General features: G+C 72.8%; 20 protein-coding genes. 10 read left to right on the forward strand and 10 right to left on the reverse strand.

All coding sequences use genetic code 11. The features are described 5' to 3' along the window. The first annotated feature begins 56 nt into the window (after positions 1-56). Complete coding sequence (locus tag ACIBF7_RS24500; RefSeq protein WP_148033674.1) at positions 57-1706, forward strand: FAD-dependent oxidoreductase; 1650 nt, start codon at positions 57-59, stop codon at positions 1704-1706. After that, the gene (locus ACIBF7_RS24505; RefSeq protein WP_148033675.1) at positions 1703-3145 is read left to right on the forward strand and encodes an ATP-binding protein; all 1443 of its coding nucleotides are present in this window, start codon (positions 1703-1705) and stop codon (positions 3143-3145) included. The genes ACIBF7_RS24500 and ACIBF7_RS24505 overlap by 4 nt, the downstream gene beginning before the upstream one ends. On the opposite strand, the gene ACIBF7_RS24510 is transcribed toward ACIBF7_RS24505, so the two are convergent. Next, entirely contained in the window at positions 3117-4343 is a 1227-nt protein-coding gene (locus ACIBF7_RS24510) for an alpha/beta hydrolase (RefSeq protein ID WP_261808773.1), read from the reverse strand. The genes ACIBF7_RS24505 and ACIBF7_RS24510 overlap by 29 nt on opposite strands. Positions 4344-4378: 35 nt before the next feature. Between ACIBF7_RS24510 and ACIBF7_RS24515 the strand changes: the two genes are divergently transcribed. Beyond that, positions 4379-5512: a M20 family metallopeptidase gene (locus ACIBF7_RS24515; RefSeq protein WP_397198227.1), complete on the forward strand. Its 1134-nt coding sequence runs from the start codon at positions 4379-4381 to the stop codon at positions 5510-5512. Positions 5513-5593: 81 nt separating this feature from the next. On the opposite strand, the gene ACIBF7_RS24520 is transcribed toward ACIBF7_RS24515, so the two are convergent. From ACIBF7_RS24520 to ACIBF7_RS24530, 3 genes are read right to left on the reverse strand one after another with little or no spacing between them, the layout of a single operon-like run. Then, positions 5594-6838, reverse strand: coding sequence for a cytochrome P450 (locus ACIBF7_RS24520; protein WP_397198228.1), 1245 nt, complete (start codon positions 6836-6838; stop codon positions 5594-5596). A 3-nt stretch (positions 6839-6841) separates the two neighbouring features. Continuing rightward, on the reverse strand, positions 6842-7921 hold the full coding sequence (locus tag ACIBF7_RS24525) for an FAD-binding oxidoreductase (RefSeq protein ID WP_148033678.1): 1080 nt from the start codon (positions 7919-7921) through the stop codon (positions 6842-6844). Then, positions 7918-8856 (reverse strand): hypothetical protein, encoded by a 939-nt coding sequence (locus ACIBF7_RS24530; protein WP_261808774.1) that lies wholly within the window; start codon positions 8854-8856, stop codon positions 7918-7920. Before ACIBF7_RS24530 ends, ACIBF7_RS24525 begins: the two co-directional genes overlap by 4 nt. A gap of 129 nt (positions 8857-8985) precedes the next feature. Here ACIBF7_RS24530 and ACIBF7_RS24535 point away from each other — a divergent pair, with 129 nt between their 5' ends. Continuing rightward, on the forward strand, positions 8986-10653 hold the full coding sequence (locus ACIBF7_RS24535) for a protein kinase (protein WP_397198229.1): 1668 nt from the start codon (positions 8986-8988) through the stop codon (positions 10651-10653). On the opposite strand, the gene ACIBF7_RS24540 is transcribed toward ACIBF7_RS24535, so the two are convergent. Beyond that, on the reverse strand, positions 10622-11221 hold the full coding sequence (locus tag ACIBF7_RS24540; protein WP_397198230.1) for a PaaI family thioesterase: 600 nt from the start codon (positions 11219-11221) through the stop codon (positions 10622-10624). The two genes, ACIBF7_RS24535 and ACIBF7_RS24540, sit on opposite strands and share 32 nt — an antisense overlap. Positions 11222-11591: 370 nt before the next feature. On the opposite strand from ACIBF7_RS24540, the gene ACIBF7_RS24545 reads away from it, so the two are divergent. The 4 genes from ACIBF7_RS24545 (at position 11592) to ACIBF7_RS24560 (ending at position 15219) form a co-directional block, all read left to right on the forward strand. Then, the gene (locus tag ACIBF7_RS24545; protein ID WP_397198231.1) at positions 11592-13430 is read left to right on the forward strand and encodes a CHAP domain-containing protein; all 1839 of its coding nucleotides are present in this window, start codon (positions 11592-11594) and stop codon (positions 13428-13430) included. Positions 13431-13561: 131 nt separating this feature from the next. Beyond that, complete coding sequence (locus ACIBF7_RS24550) at positions 13562-14059, forward strand: cupin domain-containing protein (RefSeq protein ID WP_271276025.1); 498 nt, start codon at positions 13562-13564, stop codon at positions 14057-14059. Further along, entirely contained in the window at positions 14059-14703 is a 645-nt protein-coding gene (locus tag ACIBF7_RS24555) for an ArsR/SmtB family transcription factor (protein ID WP_397198232.1), read from the forward strand. The genes ACIBF7_RS24550 and ACIBF7_RS24555 overlap by 1 nt, the downstream gene beginning before the upstream one ends. A 78-nt stretch (positions 14704-14781) precedes the next feature. Then, entirely contained in the window at positions 14782-15219 is a 438-nt protein-coding gene (locus ACIBF7_RS24560; protein ID WP_219550207.1) for a DUF4149 domain-containing protein, read from the forward strand. Between the two features lie 4 nt (positions 15220-15223). Here ACIBF7_RS24560 and gdhA read toward each other — a convergent pair whose 3' ends face one another. Together gdhA and ACIBF7_RS24570 are read right to left on the reverse strand one after the other, a co-directional pair. Then, positions 15224-16567 (reverse strand): NADP-specific glutamate dehydrogenase, encoded by a 1344-nt coding sequence (gene gdhA, locus ACIBF7_RS24565; RefSeq protein ID WP_148033685.1) that lies wholly within the window; start codon positions 16565-16567, stop codon positions 15224-15226. A gap of 117 nt (positions 16568-16684) precedes the next feature. After that, positions 16685-18892, reverse strand: a complete 2208-nt coding sequence (locus tag ACIBF7_RS24570; protein ID WP_397198233.1) for an MMPL family transporter — start codon at positions 18890-18892, stop codon at positions 16685-16687. A gap of 96 nt (positions 18893-18988) precedes the next feature. Here ACIBF7_RS24570 and ACIBF7_RS24575 point away from each other — a divergent pair, with 96 nt between their 5' ends. After that, positions 18989-19525, forward strand: a complete 537-nt coding sequence (locus ACIBF7_RS24575) for a TetR/AcrR family transcriptional regulator (RefSeq protein WP_397198234.1) — start codon at positions 18989-18991, stop codon at positions 19523-19525. Here ACIBF7_RS24575 and ACIBF7_RS24580 read toward each other — a convergent pair whose 3' ends face one another. Then, complete coding sequence (locus ACIBF7_RS24580) at positions 19526-20401, reverse strand: hypothetical protein (RefSeq protein ID WP_397198235.1); 876 nt, start codon at positions 20399-20401, stop codon at positions 19526-19528. It abuts the gene before it with no gap. Positions 20402-20472: 71 nt separating this feature from the next. Further along, positions 20473-21066, reverse strand: a complete 594-nt coding sequence (locus tag ACIBF7_RS24585; RefSeq protein ID WP_397198236.1) for a TetR/AcrR family transcriptional regulator — start codon at positions 21064-21066, stop codon at positions 20473-20475. A 75-nt stretch (positions 21067-21141) separates the two neighbouring features. Here ACIBF7_RS24585 and ACIBF7_RS24590 point away from each other — a divergent pair, with 75 nt between their 5' ends. After that, positions 21142-22137, forward strand: coding sequence for an SDR family NAD(P)-dependent oxidoreductase (locus tag ACIBF7_RS24590; RefSeq protein ID WP_397198237.1), 996 nt, complete (start codon positions 21142-21144; stop codon positions 22135-22137). Between the two features lie 27 nt (positions 22138-22164). Here the strand turns inward: ACIBF7_RS24590 and ACIBF7_RS24595 are convergent, their stop codons facing one another. Continuing rightward, positions 22165-24573: a PASTA domain-containing protein gene (locus tag ACIBF7_RS24595; RefSeq protein ID WP_397198238.1), complete on the reverse strand. Its 2409-nt coding sequence runs from the start codon at positions 24571-24573 to the stop codon at positions 22165-22167. Between the last annotated feature and the right edge of the window lie 43 nt (positions 24574-24616).

The following is a 24616-nucleotide window of genomic DNA, read 5'->3' on the forward strand; positions in this document are numbered from 1 at the left end:
CCGACGGGCGGGAAAGAAGGCATCCTGCACATAGGGGACAAATGGAAGGCAGGGGCATGGACAAGCCGGTCATCGTGACGGTCGACGACGACCCGGGGGTGTCGAGGGCCGTCGCTCGCGACCTCCGGCGCCGTTACGGGCAGCACTACAGGATCGTCCGCGCCGAGACGGCCGTGCAGGGGCTGGAAGCGGTCCGTGAGATGCGGCTGCGGGGTGACGAGGTCTGCGCCATCCTCGCCGACTACCGCATGCCGCAGATGAACGGGGTGGAGTTCCTCGAAGCGGCGATGGACATGTACCCGTACGCCCGGCGGGTGCTGCTGACGGCCTACGCCGACACCGACGCGGCGATCCAGGCCATCAACGTGGTCGACCTCGATCACTACCTGCTCAAGCCGTGGGACCCGCCCGAGGAGAAGTTCTACCCGGTGATCGACGGCCAGCTCGACGCCTGGCAGCGCACCGACCGGGTGGAGGTGGCGGAGCTGCGGGTGGTGGGCGACCGCTGGTCCCGGCCGTCCTACAAGGTGCGTGAGTTCCTCGCCCGCAACCACGTGCCCTACCAGTGGATGCTGGCCGAGGACCCGGAGGGCGCGCAGCTCGTCGCGGCGGCCGGCGACGACTGCCACCTGCCGCTGGTGGTCACCGCCGACGGGTCGATGCTGCAGGCGCCCGACCAGTCCACACTGGCCTCGACGGTCGGCCTGTCGACCACGCCGGCCACCGACTTCTACGACCTGATCGTGGTAGGCGGCGGCCCGGCCGGGCTGGGCGCGGCCGTCTACGGCGCCTCCGAAGGGCTGCGCACGGTGCTGGTGGAGGCGCACGCCTCGGGCGGGCAGGCGGGCCAGAGCTCGCGCATCGAGAACTACCTGGGCTTCCCCGACGGGGTGTCCGGGCAGCAGCTCGCCGACCGGGCCCGCAGGCAGGCGCTGCGGTTCGGCGCCGAGCTGCTGACCACGCGCAGGGTGACCCGCCTGGAGCCGCGCGGGCAGGCGCGGGTGGTCGGCTTCGAGGACGGCGGCGAGATCGCCGCGCACGCGGTCATCCTGGCCACCGGCGTCGCCTACCGCCGCCTCGACGCGCCCGGCCTGGACGACTTCGTCGGCCGGGGCGTCTTCTACGGGGCGGCGCTGACGGAGGCGCCGTCGTGCCGCGGTCAGGACGTCTACATCGTGGGCGCCGCCAACTCGGCCGGCCAGGCGGCCGTCTACCTGTCGGGATTCGCCAGGACCGTGCATCTGTTGGTGAGAGGTGACGGTCTGGAGAAGTCCATGTCCCACTACCTCATCGAGCAGATCCAGGCGGTCCCCAACATCGAGGTCCACCTGGAGACGCGGGTGACCGGCGGCAAGGGCGACGGGCACCTGCAGCACCTGACCCTGTCGAGCGGGGGCCAGGAGCGCGTCGTCGACGCGCAGTGGCTGTTCGTGTTCATCGGCGCGCAGCCGTACACCTCGTGGCTGGACGACACGGTCGAGCGTGACGAGAAGGGGTTCGTGCTCACCGGGCCCGACCTGGTGCAGGGCGGGCAGCGGCCGCGCAACTGGACGCTGCGCCGCCAGCCCTACTTCCTGGAGACGAACGTGCCGGGGGTGCTCGCGGCCGGTGACGTGCGCGCCGAGTCGATCAAGAGGGTGGCCTCCGCCGTCGGGGAGGGCGCGATGGCCGTCGCGCTCGTACACCGCTATTTGGAGAAGCAGTGACAGACACAGTCGACATCGACGAACTGCGCAAGCTCTTCCTGTTCGAGCGGCTGACCGACGAGCAGCTCACCAAGCTCGCCACCAGCGGCCGGATGACGACCGCCGAGCAGGACGAGGACGTCGTGTGCCAGGGCGAGCCGGCCGACTGCTTCGTGGTGCTGATGGAGGGCGAGGTGCAGATGATCTCCGAGACCGTCAGCGCCGGCACCGTCGCCATGCCCCGCACCTCGCAGCCCGGCGTCTACGGCGGCGCCACCTCCGCCTACCTGGGCGACCGGGCGCCGCAGACCTACCAGCACACGCTGCGGGCCACCGCGCCGTCGCGGCTGTTCGTGCTCCCGGCCAAGAAGTTCGCCTACATCGTGACCGAGTGGTTCCCGATGGCGATGCACCTGCTCGACGGGCTGCAGTCCGGCGGGCGCATGCAGCGCGAGATGATCGACAGGCGGCAGCGGCTCACCGCGCTCGGCACCATCACGGCCGGGCTCACCCACGAGCTGAACAACCCGGCGGCGGCCGCGGTCCGCGCGGTGAGCGAGCTGCGCTCACTCGTCAGGTCGTCGCGGGTGGAGCTGGCCCAGCTCGCCGAGAACGGCATCCCGCCCGAGCGGCTGCGCGCGCTCATCGAGATGCAGGAGGCGTGCATGGAGGCGGTCGGCAAGCTGCCCTCCCGCAGCCCGCTGGAGATCTCCGACGCCGAGGACGAGCTGGGCGACGCGCTGGACGAACTCGGCGTCGAGGACGCGTGGGACCTGGCTCCCGCCCTGGTCAGCGCCGGGTTCGGCACCGAACACCTCGACAAGGTGCGGCGCGAGGCCGGCGCGGAGCACGCGCCGGCGGCGCTGCGCTGGCTGTCGGAGGCGGTGGAGATCTCGCAGATGCTCAACGAGGTCACCGAGGCCACCGAGCGGATCACCACGCTGATCCGCTCGGCCAAGGAGTACTCCCAGATGGACCGGGCCCCGTTCCAGGTGCTCGACCTGCACGACCTGCTCGACAGCACGATCGCGATCTTCCGCGGCAAGCTGCCGCCGGGCATCACCGTGGTCACCGACTACGACCGGACGCTGCCGCCGGTGCCCTGCTACGGCGGCGAGCTCAACCAGGTGTGGACCAACCTGATCCACAACGCCCTCGACGCCATGGACGACGAGGGCACGCTGACCATCCGCACCGCGTACGACGAGGACGAGGCGATCGTGGAGATCGGCGACACCGGCCACGGCGTGCCGGAGGAGATCAAGGATCGGATCTTCGAGCCGTTCTTCACCACCAAGTCCGTCGGCCAGGGCACCGGGCTGGGGCTCGACATCTCGTACCGGATCGTGGCGGGGCGGCACGGCGGCGAGATCAAGGTGCGTTCGGTGCCGGGCGAGACCTGGTTCGAGGTGCGGCTGCCGCTGCGTGAGGCTAACGGGGGTCGATCACCATCCGCATGAGCCGGGGCACGATCTGATCCGCGGCGACGCGGAACCCGTCGTGCTCGAACTCGTTGGTCACCCACACGCGCAGGTTGCCGACCCTCCCGGCGGTCTCCAGCGACAGCCCGGCGTCCACGAACATGTCGTCGTGGTAGACGACGGCGGCGACCGGCACCTCGTTGGCGGCCAGCCGGTCCAGGTCGTAGAGCGGCGGCCAGTCGCCGGCGGCGGCGAGCAGCTCGGCGGCGCCCTTGAACGGCCGCAGGGACCGGATCGCGTCGAACATCCAGGGATAGACCATCTCGCCGGTGAACATGCCGAACGTGCCGAAGTCGGCGGGGAACAACCGCTCGGCCGCCCAGCGGGTGGCGGCGCCCTGGGCGTAGATGATCTCCTGCAGCACGGCGTAGAGCGGGTTGCCGACGAACCCGGTCTCCGTCATGACCTCGTACAGGAACGGGTCGGCGAGCCGGTCGCCGTCCCAGGCCTCCGCGAGCTGCCAGTGGAGGCGCTCCGAGCCGTCGCCCATGCCGAGCTTCATGCCGAGGGTACGGAAGCGCTCCACGGTCAGCCGGTCGCCGTCGGGCAGCAGCACCTCCTCCCCGGCCAGGTGCTCGGCGACGCGCCGGGCCGCGGCCTCGTCCCCGGGATAGCGGAGGTGGTGGCGGCGGACCTTGGCGCGGACCCGCTCGTAGGTGCGGGCGTAGACGTCGTCGGCGGTGGCGTCGAGGCCGGGCAGCCCGCCGGTGACGTGGCACGCCCTGAGCCCTTCCGGCGCCCTGGACAGGTAGGTGAGGGTGATGAAGCCGCCGTAGCTCTGCCCCCACGTCTCCCACTTCTCGACGCCGAGCGCCTTCCTGATGTGCTCGCAGTCGTCCACGATCGCGTCGGCGCGGAAGTGCCGCAGGTAAGCCGCCAGTTCCTCGTCCGTGCCGACGGGCGAGACCGGGGTGCTGCGGCCGGTGCCGCGCTGGTCGAGCAGGAGCACGCGGTGGGTGCGCAGCAGCGGCCGCCAGTGGCCGGGGCCGGTGGGCCTGGGCGAGCTGCCGCCGGGGCCGCCCTGGAGGAACAGCGCCCACGGCAGGTCGCCGGTGACGGCCGGGTCGCGGATCTCCCGGGCGAACACCTGGATGGTCCGGCCGCCGGGGTCGGCGTGGTCGAGGGGGACGGTGAACACGTGGTCGGCGACCGTGATGCCGGGCATGGTGACTTTCACGCTTGGATGGTCTCACCTCTGAAGGAAGGAACCCCATGTCGATCGAGGAGTGGTCCCGGCAGGCGCTGCCCGCGATGCTGGACGACATCAGGGCGCTGGTCGAGCTGGAGACCCCCAGCCACGACAAGCCCGCGCTCGTCCGCGGGCTGCGCGCCGTCCGCGAGCTGACCGCCGAGCGGCTCGGCCCGCCCGCGGGCGAGACCCTGCACGACGGCGGACAGTACGGGGACGTGCTGGAGCTGCGGTACGCGGGCACCGCGCCGGGTGAGGTGCTGCTGCTCGGCCACTACGACACGGTATGGCCCGGGGGCACGCTGGCGGCCTGGCCGTTCTCGATCGAGGACGGGCGGATGACCGGGCCCGGCGTGTTCGACATGAAGACGGGGCTGGTGCAGGCGATCTGGGCGGTGCGCGGGCTGCGTGCGCTGGGGTTGCCGCATCCGGGCGTGCGGTTCCTGTTCAACGGTGACGAGGAGATCGGCAGCCTGGCGTCACGGCCGCGCATCGAGGCCGCGAGCGAGGGGATGCTGGCCACCCTCGTGTTCGAGGCGTCGCTGCGGGGCGCGCTGAAGACGTCGCGCAAGGGGGTGGGCCTGTTCGACGTGACGGTGACCGGTGTGGAGGCGCACGCGGGGCTCGACCCGGCGGCGGGCGCGAGCGCCATCCACGCGCTGGCCGAGCTGGTCAGCCGCATCGCCGCCGGGGCCGCGCCTGAGCGTGGCACGACCGTGAACGTCGGCCTGATCAGCGGCGGCTCCGGCCGCAACGTGGCCGCCGGCCTGGCGACGTGCGGGGTGGACGTACGGGTGAGCGACTTCGCGGAGATGGCCAGGGTCGACGAGCTGTTCGCCGGCCTCGACGCCGCGGACCCGCGGGTGACGGTGTCGGTGACCGGCGGCTGGAACCGGCCGCCGATGACGCCGAACCCGCCGTCGCAGCGCCTGTTCAAGGAGGCCCAGGCGGTGGCCGCCGGGCAGGGCTGGACGCTGGAGGAGGCCGCGGTGGGCGGCGCCAGCGACGGCAACTTCGTCTCCGGGCTGGGCCGGCCGGTGCTCGACGGCATCGGCGCGGTCGGCGACGGCGCGCACGCCCGGCACGAGCACGTCCTCGTCGGCCACATCCCGGAACGCACCGCCCTGACGATCGGCCTCCTCACCGCCCTGGCCTGAGGCGGCCCGCTCCGCCGTGGCGGAGCGGGCGCCCTTCTTCCGGTGGCGGTCCTCGGTTGCGGGCTGAGCGGGCCGCGCTTCTCAGGTGCGGCGCTCGCCGAGCAGGACCGGCAGGCTGCGCGTGCTGTTGCCGAGCACGGATCCGAGCGGGCGGGTGCCCGCGTCGGGCCCGGCGAGCCGCATGTCCGGGAAGGCCTCGAACAGGGCGGCCAGCGCCACCTCGCCCTCCAGCCTGGCCAGCGGCGCCCCCAGGCAGAAGTGCCGGCCGTGCCCGAACGACAGGTGACCGGGCTGCTCCGCCACCGCGTCGAACCGGCAGGCCCGCGCCCCGTACCGCTCCGGGTCGCGGCCGGCCGAGGCGAAGCAGGCGACCACCGCCTCCCCCTTGCGCACCCGTACCCCCTCGATCTCCAGGTCGCGGACCGCGTACCGCATCGGGAAGTGCGCGATCGGCGAGTCCCACCGCATGGTCTCCTCCACCACGGCGCTCCACGCCAGCTCGCCTGCGAGCGCGAGGGCGAGCTGGGCGGGCTCGCGCAGCAGGGCGCGGGCGCCGTTGGTGAGCAGGTTGACGGTCGTCACGTGCCCGGCGATGAACACCAGCTCGACCGTGTCCAGCAGCTCCTTCCCGGTCAGCTCGCCCTCCTGGACGAGTGCGCTGATCAGGCCGGGCCCCGGCGTGCGGCGCAGGCCCTCGATGATCTCGGCGACCATCCCGTACAGGACCTTCCTCGCCTCGGTGACGTCCACCGGCGTGTCGCCGACGCCGGCGGCCACGTCGGTCAGCTCGTGCACCCGGGCCCGCATGGCCGGCGGGATGCCCATCAGCTCGGTGATGACGTCCCTGGGTATCGGGTAGGCGAACTGCTCGCGCAGGTCCACCGGCCCCGGCGGCAGCGTGGCCAGGTGGTCCACCCGCTCCGCGGCCAGCCTGGCCACCCACGGCCGCAGCTCCTCGACCCGGCGGGCGTTGAAGACGCGGGCCATCGGGCCGCGCAGCCGCCGGTGCTCCTCCCCCTCGGCGTTCAGCATGGACGTGTCGAAGGTGATCCGGCGCACCGCGGTGCCGTCGCGGACGGCGGCCCGGCCTGCCGGGTCCCAGTAGGCGATGTCCCTGGACAGGTCCGGGTGGGCGAGGACCGCGGCCAGGGTCGCGTGCCGGGTGGCGGCCCAGGCGTGCACGCCCTCCATCTCCACCCGGACCAGCGGCCCCAGCTCCCGCAGCCGCTCACAGTCCGCGTGCACGTCGAGGGTGGCCGGGTCGAGCACGAACTCAACCCCCGCGCCCCTCTCGGCGCCCGTATCGGCGTCCGTCGTGGCGTCCACGGCTCAGCCCACCCCTTCCCGCGTGACGGCGAGCGTGGCCGTGTCGAGCCACGGCTCGCGCCCCAGGTAGAGGTCGCGGACCAGCTCGCCGGCGGCGGGCGCGTTGCACAGCCCGTGCCCGGAGAACCCGGCCGCGTACAGGAACGCGGGCGGCCCCGGCCGGTGGCCGATGAACGCGGTCCTGTCCGGGCTGGCGTCGCGCGCGCCGGTGACCGCCGTGTGCAGCCGGACCCCGCTCAGGCTCGGGTACGTGACCGCGAGCTGGGCGGCGACCCCGGCGCGCCAGGCGGCCCTGTCGTTGTCCGGGTAGCCCATGCCGATCAGCAGCCGGTCGCCGCGCAGCCGCACCAGCAGCCGGCTGGCGGCGTCCAGGGTGATCGGGAGCTCGGGCAGCGCTTCCAGCGGGTCGGTGACCAGCAGCTCCTGGGTGACCGGCTCTGGCAGCGGCAGATCGACCCCGGCCGACCTGGCCAGCGGCGCCGACCAGGCGCCGGCGGCGCACACCACGGCGTCGGCCGTGATCGTGCCGCCGGGCGTCTCGACCCGGCCGTCGTGGACCGCGAGCGCCGGGCAGCCGGTGCGGATGCGCACCCCGGCCATCCTGGCGCCCTGCGCGTAGCCGTCGACGATGGCCGCGGTGTCGGACACGTACGCCTGCGGCGACCAGGCGGCGGCCAGCAGCGGCAGGTCGCCGCCGATCAGCGGGTTGAGCCGCCTGGCCCTGCGGGCGTCGATCAGCTCGACGTCCACCCCGACGGCCCGCTGCGCGGGCAGGTCGGCCTCGAACGCCGCCACCTGGTCCGCGTCGGTGAACAGCACGAGGTAGCCGACCTGGCGCATCGGCAGCCGGGCGCCGGGCCGCGTGGCGAAGTCGCGGTAGGCGTCCAGGCTCCGCACGGCCAGCGCGGAGCTGACCGGGTCGCCGGCGAAGTAGGCGCGCAGCACGTCGGCCGTGGCGCGTGACGCGCCGGAGCCGAGCGTGCCGCGCTCCAGCAGCACGGTGCCGACGCCGGCCTCGGCCAGGTGGTAGGCGACGGACAGGCCGATCACGCCGCCGCCGACGACCACGACCCGGCCGCTCATTCGAGCGACCCCTTGCGGCGCAGGTGGTCGCCGAGCTGCCACGGGAACAGCTGCAGGTTCCAGCTGCCCAGGCAGTTGACGTACAGGGCCAGGTGCGCCATGAGCGCGGCGAAGTCGTCGCGGTTGTCGATCCGGTCCAGCCCGGCGAGCGCCCTCGTGGTGAAGTCGTGGAGCTTGCCGAGCCCGCAGTAGCCGAGGAACTCGGCGGGGGTGGCGGCCAGCAGCTGCGCCATGTGGCGCAGCGACTCCAGAGGCATCTCCTCGTACGCGGCCCGGACCAGCCCGGTGAAGCAGGAGTAGCCGAGCGGCCGGGTCTCGCCGTTGACGAACACCAGCGTGGTGAGCACCGTCTCGAAGCTGCCCGCGCACGACGGGATGCGGCCCTCGTGCATGTCGGCCAGGTCGTCGGGCGGGCTCAGCCAGATGCGCTCGGTCTCGGCGTGCACGTCGCCGATGAGGGCGTCGATCTGCGGGTCGGTGACGCTCAGCCGGGTCAGGCGGTGGCCGCCCGGCTCGCCGGCCCGCCGGACCTCGGCGATGACGACCTTCTTGGTCCGGTAGACCGACTCCCAGATCTCGTGCCCCGACTCGACCAGCGTGTCGAGGTGCTCCGGGAGCACCTGGCCGATGGGTACGGCGGGCATCGGCTCGGTCAGCTCGCCGTACTTGATGCCGAGGTGCTGCAGCCGGGAGGCGAACAGCGTGCCGTCGGGCGCCTCGCGACGGTCCACCTTGTGCGTGCCCTGCACGTGCAGCAGGCCGTGGACCGGGGCGACGTGGTAGAGGTGATGGCCTGCCACCAGGGCATGCCCCTGCAGGCTCCGGTACGGCAACGCGTCCCACACGCTCTGGGCCAGGACGGCGTTCCGTTCGTCCAGTTCGGCGATCACGGCGGTGCCCAGCGTGGGCCAGCCGATTTCTACTCGTCTAGTCACAATCTGTGACTCTATCAGCACATATTGTGATATTGAGGGATGGCCCCCCACCTGTCCACGCACGTGACAATCGCGACCTCCGGTGAGACGGTCGGAAACAGATCGGCTGCCGTTCCGGAGGGGTTGGACGTGGTCCCTGGTTACCGCGATGTACGTCAGCTTGACAGCGGGCGCACCGGCCGGGTCTTCCTGGCCACGTACCAGGAGACCGGCGCGTACGTCGCGATCAAGTACCTCAACGCGACCCTGCGCAGGGACGACGACTTCATGACCCGCTACCGGCAGGACGCGGCCGAACTGGTGGAGATCGACCACCCGCACGTGGTCAGGGTGTACGAGTACGTCGAGACGCCCAGGCGGGCCGCGGTCGTGATGGAGCTCGTCGACGGGGTGTCGCTGCGGGAGATCCTCAGGGAGAACGTCCGGGTCAGCCCGGAGGCGGCGCTCGTCGTGGTCAAGAGCACGCTGGAGGCGCTGGCGGCCGCGCACGGGCACGGCGTGGCCCACCGCGACGTGCGGCCGGAGAACCTGCTCGTGCAGGCCGACGGGACGGCGAAGCTCTCCGGCTTCGGCATCGTGACGCACGCCGAGGAGCCCGGCGTGCCCGCCGGCAGCCCGCCGTACATGGCTCCCGAGCTGTGGACGCGGGGCGAGGCGGGCCCGCTCGCCGACCTGTACGCGGCGGCGTGCGTGCTGTTCGAGGCCGTCAGGGGGCGCGCGCCGTACCGCGGCGAGGACCTGGCGGCCCTGCGCGACAAGCACCTGGTGGAGCCGCCGCCGCTGGAGGTGGTGCCGGATGCGCTGCGCGGGCTGCTGCGGCACGGGCTGGCCAAGGCCCCCGCTCTCCGGTACGCGTCCGCCGTGGAGTTCCTCGCCGAGCTGGAGCGCGACGCGGTCGCCGGCTACGGGAGGGAGTGGGAGCAGCGGGGCCGCCGCCATCTGGCCGAGCCGGCGACCGCGCTCGCGCTGCGCTTCCCGCTGGCCAGGACCGAGCGCGAGCCCGCCCCCAGGGCCGCCGCCCCGCGTCCGCTGCCCGCGCTGCCGCCCTATCTGTGGCTGGCGGTGGCGACCGTGGTGGCGGTGGCGATCTCGCTGCTGGCGTCCGGCGGGACGTTACCCCCGGGGCCGGCCACGGCGCTGATGCCCCCGGAGACCACCGCGGACGTCCCCCCGCCCGCCACGGACCCGCCGCCGGACCCCTCCGGCACAGCCTCCCCCGGCCCGCCGTCTGCGGACCCTTCCGGCACGGCGTCCCCTGAGTCGTCCCCCTCCGGCCGGCGCCCCACCGGCCCTCCTCCCTCGGACAGCCCGGGCCGGCCGCGCCCCGATCCGACCACGCGGCCCAGCGTCGCCCCCACGACCTCCAGAGCCCCCGCCTCCCCGCCGCCCCGCGGGAACACCGCCGTGACAGGGATCGGCATCCTGTCCTGGGACGGTTCCACGGGCTCGGTCCGGGTCACCGCCGACGGCCCCGGCAGCGTCCGGCTGCGGCTGTCGTACCTGCGGCGCGACGACGGCGGCGTGTCGCGCGAGGTGGCCGGCGAGAGCCGCACCCTGTCCGGCGGCACCGACTACACCAGCCGGGCCCGCCGCGACCTCGGCCAGGTGGCGTGCGGCCACCGCGCCCACCTGACCCTGGTGGCGATGACGGAACCCGCGGCGGCGAACGGGCCGCAGATCAGCGAGGTGGCCGTGGACGGCCCCGCCTGCGCCTCGCCCTCCCAGCCCACTCCCACACCGGACGGCCAGGCGGCACTGCGCCCCGTCAGGCCTCCTGCGGGAGCCAGCCCGGGGTGATGAAGAGACCGGTGGCCTCCACCAGGACGGTTCCGTCGGGGAGGGCGATGCGGCCTTCCGCCCAGGACTTGCGGCCCTCCGACCGGGTGTACTCCGCCGTCGCCACGACGAGGACCCCCAGCGGGACGGGAGCGCGATAGCTCATGGTGAGCGAGGCGGTCAGCCCGACGCGCCCGGCCACGCCGACCGCCGTGCCCAGCAGGTGGTCGAGGACCATCGCGCTGACCCCGCCGTGCACCAGCCCCGGCGGGCCCTCGTGCAGCGGCCGGAAGACCTGCTCGGCGCGGACCCCGCCGCCGGGCGGGTACTCGACCTCGACCGGGGGCGCGAACGGGTTCGCGGCTCCGACGGCGGCGTTGCCCAGGAGCCACCGGGGCTCGCCGAACTCCACCGGGGGCCGCCGGGCGGCGTCGAGGCGGGCGGTGATGGCGCGCAGTTCCTCGGTGACGGCGGCCAGTTCGTCGTCGTCGGCGCCGGTCGCGAGCACCGCGTCCATCAACTCACGGGTCTGCGCGGCCAGGGCGAGGAGCGCCGCGTGGGTGGCTTCGGACGTCACGTCGATCGACATGGGACATCATCTTAGAACGAATTCTACCGAATTTCATTCTAGAGCCGGGGAACGGTCCATGAGATCCGTCACGCTCCGCACGGTCACGACGGCGTAACGAAGTAGTCACATAGATCTTTTGGGATTAAATCCTCTTTGGGGCGTTCCATCCGGAAGACTGCTGACCTGCCGGTTGAAGCAGAGGATCTCGTGACGATTTCTTGACGCAGGCTTGACCTGGCCATCCGTGACGGTAGCCTCCTTCATCACGGATGACTACTGGTATCCGGTTTCGACACAAGTGTCCCGGGGTTCCCCGCTGTACCCCTGGTCGCTCGTACGTAACTGGTCTCCTGGAAGGATTGGCCCCCGCACTTCCATGACCCCAGAGATGCGGAAGTTCATCGAGCTTCTCGAGAGCCAGCTCGGCTACTCGGAGAAGTCCGGTGCGTACACCAAGTTCGGCAACTGGTACGGCGAGAACATCGAGTTCGACGCCGACTACAGCTCCGCCCCGTGGTGCGACATGTTCCTGGGCTGGGCTGCGACCAAGCTCGGGTACGAGGAGTGGATGGGCCAGTTCGCCTGGACCGTGGCGCACGCCAAGTGGTTCAGGAAGCAGGACGCCTGGGGCACCAAGCCGGAGCCGGGCGCGTTCGTCTTCTTCGACTGGGGCGGCTCCGACAGCATCGCCCGGATCGACCACGTCGGTGTGGTGACCAAGGTCGCGGGCGGCCGCATCCACACCATCGAGGGCAACATCGACGGCGGGGTCGCCAAGCGCAAGGTGCGTGACACCGGCAAGGTCGTCGGCTACGGGTACCCGTGGAAGATCAAGGAGCGGCTGGACGCCGAGGCGGCCCAGAAGGCGGCGGACGAGGCCGCGGCCATGGAGGCCAAGGCCGGGGTCGGCACGCAGGACGGCAGCGGGCTCGCCATCGTGGTCCCGCACGTCGAACTGGACGGACAGCAGAAGGTCCCGTCGGCCACCCGCCCCGAGAAGGAACAGAAGAAGAAGGACGCGACCCCGCCGAAGGCCGGGAAGTCCGACACCGGGAAGGCCGAGCCCGCCCCCGAGGCCGTCCCCGGCGCCGCCGACTCTCCCGCGCCGAAGTCCGGCAAGCACGCCAAGCCCACCACGGCCGACACCAGCGCCGTCACGACCGGCCCGCTGCCCGTCATCACGGACGCCTCCGCCACCTCCCCGTCCGTCACGGTCGACTCCCCCGCGCTGCTCACCTCCGCGCTGGTGGCCGCCCTCGCCGTGCTGGCGGTGGCCAAGGCCAAGACGTTGCGGCTGCGGCCCGCCACGGCCGGAGCGGCGGTCGCGCAGGACTCCGCGTCCCGCTCCCACCGCCGCCGCAAGTCACGCAAGCAGGCCCGTACCGCGTCCTCTCGCCCGCTGCAGGAGCCGATGGAGCTGGAGGCGCCACGGCCGCTGGTCGACGTCGCGGAGCCGGTCACCGCGCTCAGGTCCCTGCGGGCGCTGTTCCCCCACGAACCGATCGTCATCCCGGAGGCGACCAGCGAGTTCGACGCCTTCTCCCGCCCGCGCCGGCCCGCCCCCGCGCCCGAGCGGCCGATCACGCTCGTCTGGGAGGACGACGGCTCGACCCGCCGGCTCATCACCGACACGGGGCCGATCGAGATCCCGCGCGAGCCGGGGCTGTACGAGCTGCCCGACCCCTACAGCGCCTTCCACCTCCTGGGCGGCGCGTCCGGACCGTTCCCGATCCGCGAGGAGCCGGTCCTCCCTCTCGCCTCCGCCGACCGCAGGGAGCCGGTCCTCCCCCTCGCTGCCCCCGACCGCGGGGAGCCACTACTCCCGCTCGCCTCCGCCGACACCCACCCCGGCCGTCGCCGGCGGGACCGCCCGGCCGCACCGTCCCGCGTCCGCCCGGAGGAGCGTCCCACGGCGGACACGCCCCTGCGCGGCCGCCGCCACCGGCAGTCCGTCGACATCCAGCGCCTGGAGCCGTTCGTCCCGGACGCCCCGCTCCGCGGCCGCCGCCACCGCCCGCACGACCCGGCTCACGGCACCCAGCACGCCCGCACCCACGCAGCGTCCCAGAATGCCCCGTACGAGCCCGCAGGCCCGATCTCCACACGGACGTACGAGCCCGCCCTGACCGGCACCCCACGCTCAGCCGACCGCGCGCCCGCCGCCCGGGACATCCGCGGCAACGCCGAGGGTCGCAGAGGCCCCCGCCGAGGCCGCCACCGCGCCTGACCCCCCGGCGCCCTCGCCCGGCCGCGCCTTCCGCGGGCCACGGCCGCCCGGCCGTCGATCATCTTTCCCCCTTCCGCACCGGCCTGTCAGCCGTTAATCTAAAGAACGTTAGAAAACGAGAGGAGCCCCCCATGTCCTACCCAGACGCGCGCTACCTCGACGAGAACGGCGAGGCCAGCGGACGGCTGCGACGCACCACCCAGGGCCCGGACCTGGTGATCGGCAAGGACCCCGGAACGCAGGTGCACTACCTGGGCACCGGCGAGTCCACCAACGGCGCGTTCGGCCTGTACCGGTGGGAGATGGGCCCGCGCCCCGGCGGCCCGCAGCCGCACTTCCACCGCACCATGACCGAGTCGTTCTACGTCCTGTCCGGATCGGTGCGGCTCTACAACGGCAAGGAGTGGGCCGACGGAAACGCCGGCGACTTCCTGTTCGTCCCCGAGGGCGGCATCCACGCCTTCAGGAACGAGTCGGGCGAGCCCGCGTCGATGCTGATCCTCTTCACCCCCGGCGCCCCGCGCGAGGCGTACTTCGAGGAGCTGGCCGCCATCGCCGCCGAGGAGCGGCAGCTCAGCCCCGAGGAGTGGACCGAGCTGTACCGCCGCCACGACCAGTACATGGTCTGATGTTCCCCGAGGAGCCCGTCTACCAGCAGCTCGCCCGCATCGGCAAGGCGCTGGCCAGCCCGGTGCGGCTGCGCCTGCTCGACGTGCTGGACCAGCAGGAGCGCACCGTCGAGGAGCTGGCGCGGGAGGCGGGCGTCCCGCTGAAGAACACCTCGGCCCAGCTCCAGCAGTTGCGCGCCGCCCAGCTGGTGACCGCCAGGAAGGAAGGCACCCGGGTCTACTACCGGCTGGCCGACGAGCGGGTGTCGCGGTTCCTGGGCGCGTTCCAGGGGTTCGCCCAGGACCGGCTGGCCGACCTGCGGGACGCGGTGGCCGGCCTGCTGGGCTCGTACGAGACGGTGACGGCGGACGAGCTGGCCGCCAGGCTGGCGGACCCGGCGACTCTCGTGCTCGACGTGCGCTCGCCCGGCGCCTTCGCCGCCGGACACGTGCCGGGCGCGGTGTCGGTGCCGCTGCGCGAGCTGGAGGAGCGCCTGGGCGAGCTGCCCGGCGGCAAGGAGATCATCGCCTACTGCGGCGGCCCCTACTGCGTGGTGTCCCCGCGCGCGGTCGAGCTGCTGCGCGGGCACGGCTTCCGGGCCCGGCCGCTGGAGGGCGGGCTCACCGCGTGGCGGCGGTCGGGACGGGCCGTGCGGGGACTTTAGTCCTGCCCGCCACGGCCTTTGGGCCCGTCCCCTTTCCCGCCGGGGACAGTACCGTGAGGCGGCGGAGGTGGTGGCGGAGTGACCTGGTGGGCGGTGGTGCGCTTCCTGCACGTGCTGTCGGCCGCGCTGTGGGTCGGCGGGCAGCTCACGGTCTCGCTGGTGGTGCTGCCGCTGGCCCGCCGCATCCTGGACGAGGAGCGGCGCGGCCAGGTGATGAACGCGGTCGGGCGGCGGTTCGGCATGTTCACCGGCGCGGTGTTCCTGCCCCTGCAGATCGGCACCGGCGTGGCCATCGCGTGGCACAAGGGCGTCACCTGGGAGTCGCTCGCCGAGCCCGGCTACGGCCGGATCCTGGCCGCCAAGCTGGCGTTGTTCGCCGCGGTCATGGCGGCGGCGGCCCTGCACGGCTGGGCCACCGGCGCCGGACGGCGCGGTTTCGCCCGCGCCATGGCGGTGACGTCGCTGGTCGGGTCCGTCGGCGTGATCCTGCTGGCCACCGCCCTGCCCGCGACCTAGACCCTCAGATCAGCCCCAGCGCGAGCATCGCGTCCGCCACCCGGCGGAACCCGTCGATGTTGGCGCCGGCCACGTAGTTGCCGGGCATCCCGTACTCGTCGGCGGTCTCGAGGCAGCGGTCGTGGATGTCGCTCATGATCTCCTGCAGCCGGTGCTCGGTGGACTCGAAGCTCCACGAGTCGCGGCTGGCGTTCTGCTGCATCTCCAGGGCGCTGGTGGCGACGCCGCCGGCGTTGGCGGCCTTGCCCGGCCCGAAGGCGACGCCCGCCTCCAGGAACACCTTGATGCCCTCGGGCGTGGTCGGCATGTTGGCGCCCTCGCCCACCGCGACGCAACCGTTCTCGACCATGACGGCGGCGTCGCGGCCGGTGATCTCGTTCTGGGTGGCGGACGGCATCGCCACCTCGCACGGCACGTCCCACACGCTGCCGCCCGGCACGAACGTCACGTGGTCGCCGCGGCGCGCCGCGTACGCCTCCAGCCGGCCGCGCTCCACCTGCTTGACCTGCTTGAGCAGGTCGAGGTCGATGCCCTTCTCGTCCACGACGTAACCGGAGGAGTCGGAGCAGGCCACCACCACGCCGCCGAGCTGCTCGACCTTCTCGATCGTGTAGACGGCGACGTTGCCGGCGCCGGACACCACGACCCGCTTGCCGTCGAAGGACGTGCCGCGCGACTTGAGCATCTCCTCCACGAAGAACGCGCACCCGTAGCCGGTGGCCTCGGTGCGTACCTGTGCTCCCCCGTACACCAGGCCCTTGCCCGTGATCACGCCGGACTCGTAGCGGTTGGTGATGCGCTTGTACTGGCCGAACAGGAAGCCGATCTCGCGTCCGCCGACGCCGATGTCGCCCGCGGGCACGTCGGTGTACTCGCCGATGTGCCGGTAGAGCTCGGTCATGAAGCTCTGGCAGAACCGCATCACCTCACGGTCCGAGCGCCCCTTCGGGTCGAAGTCGGAGCCGCCCTTGCCGCCGCCGATGGGCAGACCGGTGAGGCTGTTCTTGAAGATCTGCTCGAACCCGAGGAACTTCACGATGCCGAGGTAGACCGACGGGTGGAAACGCAGACCACCCTTGTACGGGCCGAGCGCGCTGTTGAACTCGACCCGGAAGCCGCGGTTGATGTGGACCTCGCCGCGGTCGTCCTCCCATGGCACACGGAAGATGATCTGCCGCTCGGGCTCGCAGATGCGCTCGATGATCTTCGACTCGGCGTACTCGGGGTGCTTGCCGAGAACCGGGCCGACGCTCTCCAGCACCTCCCGCACCGCCTGGTGGAACTCGATCTCCCCCGGGTTACGGCGCAGGACGTTGTCATAGATCGACGACAGTTTCTCGTGCAACACGGACTCTCCCAGCTTATGTGCGATACGCGTCCTCACCTTACGAGGAAGCCTCCTGTGAGTCGTACGCGCCCCCCGCAGTGACCTGCGACTACCCGGCACGACCGGTAAGAATCCAGGTCAGGCCCCCGCGCCTACCCTGGGCCGGTCGGCCCGCACCGGCGGCGCGGGCTCCTCCTCGTGCCCCTCCACCGAAAGGTTGGGCAGCAGCCGGTCCAGCCAGCGCGGGCACCACCAGTTGGCCCGCCCCAGCAGCACCATGGTCGCCGGCACCAGGAATCCTCTGATCAGCGTGGCGTCCACGGCGATCGCCACCGCGAGGCCGACGCCGAACGTCTTCACCATCGAGTCGGGGTAGGCGATGAACGCGGTGAACACCGCCACCATGATCAGCGCCGCCGACGTGATGACCCGCCCGGTCGACCCCAGCCCCTCGGCCACCGCCCTGGCGTTGTCGCCGTGCTTCAGGTACGCCTGGCGGACCGCCGTCAGCAGGAAGACCTCGTAGTCCATCGACAACCCGAACAGCACCGCGAACAGCATCAGCGGCACGTAACTCTCGATCGGCACCGAGAAGAACAGCGCCTGCACGTACGAGGCGTTCACGGGCGGGTCCATGCCCACCAGCCCGCTGCCCACGCCGAAGGAGAACACCGCAGCCAGCGCGCCGAACGCGGCCCCGAGCGAGATGAGGTTCATCAGCGCCGCCTTGATCGCCACCACCGGCGCCCGGAACGCCAGCAGCAACAGCAGGGCGCTGAGCAGCACGACGACGCCGATGACGAGCGGGGTGCGCTCGGTCAGCCGGTCGGCGGCGTCGGTGAGCGCGGCGACCTCGCCTCCCACGTGCACCTCCAGCCCGTCGCCGTCGAACGTCCTGATCTCGCGTACGAGGTCGGCGGCGCGCGGGTCGCTGGGCGGATAGTCGGGGATGACCTGGATCATGGCCGCCCGCCCGGCGTCGTTCAGCTTGGGCTCGGCCACATGGGCGACGCCGCCGAGGTCCCCGATCCGGTCGGCGAGCCGCTCGGCGGCGGCCTCCGTGACCTCGCCCCGCCCGCTCGCCACCACGGTCAACGGCCCGGTGCTGCCGGGCCCGAACCCGACCGACATCAGCTCGTACGCCCGCCGCGGCTCCGACCCGTGCGCGCCGTACCCGTCGTCGAGCGTCCCGAGCTTGAGCGAGAGAGCGGGCGCGGCGAGCGCGGCCAGCACGAGCACGCTGCCGACGAGCACCCACCACGGCCGCCGCGCCACCCACATGCCGAGCGCGGTCCACCCCAACGACTCCGGCCGGCGGCCGAGGAACGGCACCTTCAGCGCGTTCACCCCGTGGCCCAGCAGGCCGAGCTGGGCCGGCACGAGCGTGATCGCGGTGAGCACGGCCATCACGACGGAGATGCCGGTGATCCAGCCGAGCGTGGCCAGCAGCGGGAACCCGGCGAACATGAGCGCGGTGAGCGCGATGACGACCGTGCCCCCCGCGAACACCACCGCCCCGCCCGAACTGGACACCGCCCCGCGCACCGCCTGCTGGACGGGCAGGCCCGAGGCGAGCAGCCGCCGGTAGCGCGACAGCAGGAACAGCGCATAGTCGATGCCCACGCCGAGGCCGATCATCGTGGCCATGATCCCGGCCTGCTTCGGCACGTCCATGACATGCCCGAGCAGCCCGATCACGCCCAACCCTGTGGCCACGCTGACCAGCGCGGTGAAGATCGGCACGAGCGCGGCCGTGAGCGTGCCGAACGCGAAGATCAGCACCAGCAGGGCGCAGATCACGCCGATGATCTCACTCGGCCCGGTCTTGATCTCCTTGTCGGCGGGCGTCGAGCTGTCGTTCGCGACGACCTCCAGCCCCGCGTCGCGGGCCGGCTCGGCGGCCGCGGAGATCCGCTGCGTGTTCTCGGCCACCTTGCTGCTGTCGTGGCCCTCCAGCCGCACGGTGATGACGCCGATCTGCAGGTTCGAGGCGATGCCGCCCTGCCGGAACGGCGAGTCGGCCTCCTTGACGTGCTCCTGCTCGCGGATGTTCGCGACCGCGTCCTCGACGGCCCCCTTGCGCGGCTCCTCGATGAGCGGCCCGTCCGGGGAGTAGACGATGAGCTGTACGGTGCCGCCGGCCTGGAACCCCGGCCCGAAACCGTCACGCATCAGGTCATGAGCGCGCTGGGCGTCCGTGCCGGGGATGCTCACCTCGGTGCTGACGGGACTGCCCAGCACCAGGCTGCCGCCCATCGCGGCCACGGCCAGCGTCACCCATAAGGCCAGAACGGCCCTCCCGTGCCGGGCGCACCAGCCACCGAGCCAGCCCAGAAAGCGCGCCATCGCGACCCCCAGCCTCGAACGCCCGTCCTGTACGGTCGTACAGCACTACGATAAAGGGCGATAAAAGGGGGAAGGTTGCGCGAACCCGGAAATGAGATGATGACCACAGCCGACGACACCCGCAGCCGCATCCTGGCCGCCGCCCGCGAGCTCTTCGCCGAGCGCGGCTACGCCAACACTTCCCTGGCCGACATCGCCGCCGCCGTGGGCCTGACCAAGACCGCGATCGCGTACCACTTCCACCCCAAGGACAGGCTCGCCGCCGAGCTCATCGCCCCGGCGGCGGAGGACATGATCGCCCTGCTGGGCGCCGACTTCGCGGGCGACCGCCGCGCTTTCGTGACGGCGCTGGCCGGCTTCATGGTGCGGCACCGGGCGGTGATGCGGCTCTTCATGGAGGACCTCGGCACCGCCGACGCCGCCCCTCCGGGCTCGACGGGCGAGGCGGTCAGGACCTTCCGCGACGAGATCTACCTCAAGCTCGTCGGCCCCCGCCCGGACGAGGCCGCGACGGTGCGCGGCTGGGCCGTGCTCGGCGCCCTGCAGTCGGCCGTCGTGCACACCATGGACCTCCCCCAGGACGAGGTCCACGCCACCCTCCTGCGGGCCGCCCTCGCCATCGAGAACCTCTAGTCAGTCGAAGAGCTCGTCGACGGTGGCGACGCTCATCGCGCGGACGAGCCACGTGTCGAGCCGCGCCACCTCGGCGCACCCCTCGATCCGCGCCCGCGCCGCCTCGTCCACGGCCACCCCCCTGCGCTCCAGCAACAGCAGAATCGACCTCGTCTCCCCCCGGACCTGCCCTTCCTCCCGCCCTTCCTCCCGCAACTGCTGGGCGAACTCGGACTGGTAACGGTACGTCCCGGTGGACATCATCTTCCTCCAGAGCTGCCGGGCTGTGGTGTCGCCGAGGCCGACTTCGATGAACTCGGCGAGGAAACCCGCATCATCGACGTCGAGGGTGTCCAGCGCTGGTGCCAGCGCCTCCAGTATGGCATTCACGCTACGTGAGAGGGCGTGCGCGAGCGCGGAGAACACGGCGAGGACCACGTCCTCCGCCGCCACGGCGGGATCGACGACGGCGGGGACGTTGTCGGGGCCCAGGGCGATCGGCCACATGGTCATGGTCGGCATGCCGGGAAGGCCGATCGACTTCGGGCCCCGGACCCAACGCGCGGTGGACGCGTGCTGACAGATGACGATCAGCACGACCTCGCGCCGGAACTTCGCATGCAGGTAGCTGATGTAGTAGGCCCAGGCGGGAGGCTTCTCGTGGTCCCGCTTCCCCTGTGACTCGATGATGACCAGGTGTTCGCCGAGCTCGGACTTCACCTGGAGCAACGTGTCGACGCGTCGCTCGATCGGCAGGATCTCCGTGAGGTCGGTGTTGACCACCGACAACGAGCTGACTTCGGGGAACGGGATGTCCAGCGCCTTGAGGGTGCGGGAGAAGAGCGAGGGTTCCTCCTGGAAGATGCGGTGGAGGGCCTCGTGCGGCGCCGATGGCATGCGCTCTACGTTACCAGTTGATTACTGTGGGTTGAACGAGGCGGCACCCCCGGGAGTCACGCGAGCCGACGTCACTTCGGCAGGTGGGTGGCAGCGGTGGCCGGGGCTTTCAGCATGGCTTCGCGGACCTGCGCCGGGGGGAGGCCGTGGCGCAGGGCGACGACCGCGGCGGCGCTGACCGCGCCGATCGCCGCGCCGGCGACGGCCGCCGCCGCCACGGGGTCCAGCTCGTCCGGGTACGCGCGGTGGAGCGCGTCGGCCAGGGCGGTCTGGGCGGTGGCCATGCGCTGCAGCAACCGCGCCTGGACCGCCGGCTCGGTCGCCACGAGCCGGGCGCGGGCGGCGGCCAGGCCGGTCGGGAGGTCCTTCGCGGAGGCGTCGGCGACCATCGCGCCGATCGCCCGGACCAGCGCGTCACCCGGAGTCTCGCCGGGCCGCCGGTCGCCGAGCGCCGCGACGCCCAGCTCCACCCTGGGGACGCTGTTGGCCAGCAGCACGTCCTCCTTGGCCGCGAAGTGCAGGAAGAACGTGCGCGTCGAGAGCTGGGCCGCGGCGGCGATCTGCGCGACCGTCGTCCGCTCGTACCCCTTCTCCTCGAACAACCGGACGGCGGCCTCGACCAGCGCCTCCCGGGTTCGTTCCTTCTTCGCCTCACGCAACCCCATGACCGCGACTTTACTACATCGCATGTATTGCTACATTGAGTGTATTAATGCACGAGTGCAGCGAAAGGAGCTGTCATGGGCACCCTGGACGGACGGGTCGCGCTCATCACCGGCGCGGGACGCGGGATCGGCAGGCAGGAGGCGCTCTTCTTCGCCTCCGAGGGAGCGAAGGTCGTGGTCAACGACCCGGGCGTCACGCCGGAGGGCACCGGCGGCGACGCGGGCGTGGCCGGGGCCGTGGCCGACGAGATCAGGGACGCCGGAGGCCAGGCCGTGGCCAGCACCGACGACGTCACCGACTGGGACGGGGCCAGGCGGATGGTCCAGACCGCGGTGGAGACGTTCGGCGATCTGGACGTGGTGGTCAACAACGCCGCCATCCACCGCAGGCGGGCACTCGTGAACATGACGGAGGACGAGTTCGACGCCGTGCTGGCGGTGCACCTCAAGGGGACGTTCGCGGTCACCAGGTGGGCCGCCCGCCACTGGCGCGACCAGGGGGACACCCGCGACCGCGCGGTGGTCAACACCGTGTCCGCGTCGGGGCTGCTGCTGCCCGGGATCACGCAGGGCAACTACGCCGCGGCCAAGGCCGGCATCGCGGCCCTGACCACCGCCCACGCCGTGGAGCTCGCCCGGTACGGGGTGCGGGTCAACGCCGTGTCCCCGTCCATGGCCCGTACCCGGCTCACCGAGGGCGTCCCCGGGATGTCCGGCCCGCCGGACGTACCCGGGATGTCCGGCCCGCCGGACGGCGCGTTCGACCCGCTCGACCCCGCGCTGACGGCTCACGTCGCGGCCTACCTGGCCACGCCGGGGTGCCCGGTCAACGGGCAGGTGCTGGCGGTACGGGGGACGTCGGTGACAGTCCTGAACGGGTGGAGCGCCGGCGAGAGCGTGACCAAGGACGGCGCGCCCTGGACGGTCGCCGAACTCGGCGAGGCCATGGCGGCGCTTCCCCGGCGGGACCCGCTGGCGGAGGCGGTGGCGATGGTGGGAGGCAGTCTCGGCGACGGCAACCGCGACAAACTGCTGGCCATGGTCGACGCCATGCTCGCCGACCCCCGCTAACCCGGCCCCCGGTGAGGAGAGGCCCTGTCAGGGCTCGGTCGAAGGTTCCGGGGTGGGGGTGGGAGGGGTGGGGGTGGGAGTGGGCTCGGTGGGGTCGGGGCCGTCGGGAGGCCGGGCGCCGACCGTGATCGAGACGCGGGCGCCGGGTTCGGCGCAGGTGCCAGGGGCGGGGTCCTGGGCGATGGCGACGTTCCACTGGGACTCGTCCTCGACCACCTGCGTGCGTACCACCGGGACGAGGCCGGCGGCGCGGAGGGCCGCGAGCGCGCCGTCGCGCGACTGACCGGCCACCGGGGGCACGGGGGCGCCGCGGCGGGCCACGACCAGCGCGACCGGGGTGCCGCCCGAGACCCTGGCGCCCGCCTCCGGGGCCGTGGACAGGACCTGACCGTCCGGTTTCGCGGCGCAGGAGGCGGAGACCTTGCCCACCTTCAGGCCCGCGCCGGTGACCGCCGCCTCGGCCGCCTCGCGCCGCTCGCCGGTGACCGCGGGCACCTTCACCCCCGCCGACACCTCCAGCGCGACGGCCGAGCCCTTGGCGACGTGCGTGCCGGCGGCCGGTCGGGAGGCGAGCACCTGGCCGATCTTCCGCGGGGAGTCGGCCTTGGTGATGTCGCCGGCGGCGAGCCCGGCGCGTTCGAGCGCCCTGACGGCGGCGGCCCGGGAGAGCCCGGCCAGGGCGGGCACGGCGATCTCCACCGGTTTCCGGACGGGCGGCTCCTTCGACGCCGGGGTCCGGTCGTCCTGCGAACGTTCCTCCGTCGGCGGCCGCTCCTTGGCGGGCTGGTCGTCGGCCGCCTGACCGGACGGCTCGGCGGTGGGTCCGGAGGTCGGCGTACCGGCCCGTACCCGCATGCCGTCCTCCCTGAACAGCGGCACGAACAGGCTCACCAGCACAGCGGCGGTCACCAGCAACGCCCCGACCACAGCCAGCCCCGCCTTCCCCAGCGCCCGCCGCGGCGACCCGGACCCGCCCGTCCCCACCCGCGAACCAGCCTCACGCCCCGACGACTCGGCCGAGTACGGCTCGGGCGGAGCCTTCCCCGCCCGCAGACCACCCTCGCGCCCCGGCGGCTCGGCGGAGTACGGCCCGCCCGTCCCCACGCGCGGCGCAGCCTCACGCCCCGACGACTCGGCCGTGTACGGCCCGGACGTCCCCGCCCGCAGACCACCCTCGCGCCCCGACGGCCCGGCCGTCCCCACCCGCGGACCAGCCTCGCGCCCCGCCGAGTCGGCCGAGTACGGGAGGCCAGGCGGAGCCGTTCCCACCCGCTCGGGCGGGGCGGGCTCGCGTGGCACTCGTTCGACGGGATACCCGGCGGGTGACCCGCGATAGGCGGCCCCGCCCAGCCTCGGCCTCGCCTCCCGCCCAGAACCACCTGCCCCGGCGCCGTCCGCCGCCGGAGGCGATGCGTCGTCTCGGCTCCCTCCTGCCGAAGCCGGGGCACCCGACCCGCCGTCACCTGGTCGGCTGGACGAGGGAGCGGGTGGTTCCGGCAGGTGGTAGTCGTCCGGGGTGCCCGTGGTCTCCGGTTCCGCGAGAGGGACCGGGCGGGAGTCGGCGACCGGCGGGCGGGGCGGGGGGACGGCACGGAGGATGTGCGGCGGAGGCGAGCGCAGCACCTCCGCCGGCACGCCTTCCGACGTACCCAGCAGTTCCAGCAACAAGTCCCGGCTGGTCGGCCGGTTTCTGGCGTCCTTGTCGAGGCACGCCTCCACCAGTGCCCTGAGCGGCCCTTCCAGGCTCCCCAGGTCGGGCGGCGCGGTGAGGATGCGGTGCAGCACCGGCGCCACCGAGTCCTGCCCGAACGGCGCCGTCCCGTTGGCGGCGAAGCAGATGGTGGCGCCCCACGAGAACACGTCCACCGCCCCGGTGACCGCGCTCGCGGTGATCTGCTCGGGAGCCATGTACGCGGGAGTGCCGACGCTCCTGTTGGACAGCGTGGCGGCCGCGTCGAGCGCCCTGGCCAGGCCGAAGTCGATGACCCGCGGCCCGTCGGGCCCGAGGAGCACGTTCTGCGGCTTGAAGTCGCGGTGCACGATGCCCGCGCGGTGGATCGCCGCGATGGCCGTGACGGTGCCGACGGCGAGCCGCTCCAGCCCGCCGCCGCGCCGCGGCCCGGTGAGCATGACCTCGCGGGCCAGCGAGGGCCCGTCGACGTACTCGCTGACGATGTACGGCCTGCCCTCGTCGAACCCGGCGTCCACCACCTGCGCGGTGCAGAACCTGGCCACGTGCTTGGCCAGCTCCACCTCCCGCAGGAACGCCCCGCGCCCGTCGCCCACCGGCCCGTGGAGCAGCTTGACCGCGTAGCTCTCTCCGGCGAGGGTGCCGAGGAACACCACACCCTGGCCGCCCTCGCCCAGACGCCCGGACAGCTCGTAGGGCCCGAGTGTCCGTGGATCCCCCGTCCTGAGCGGCTGCGCCGTTGGCACGGGGCGCCTCCCCTCGCCGCCACCCCACCTACCCTTCCCACTG

The sequence above is a fragment of the Nonomuraea sp. NPDC050478 genome (genome assembly GCF_044458265.1).
Taxonomy (GTDB): domain Bacteria; phylum Actinomycetota; class Actinomycetes; order Streptosporangiales; family Streptosporangiaceae; genus Nonomuraea; species Nonomuraea ferruginea.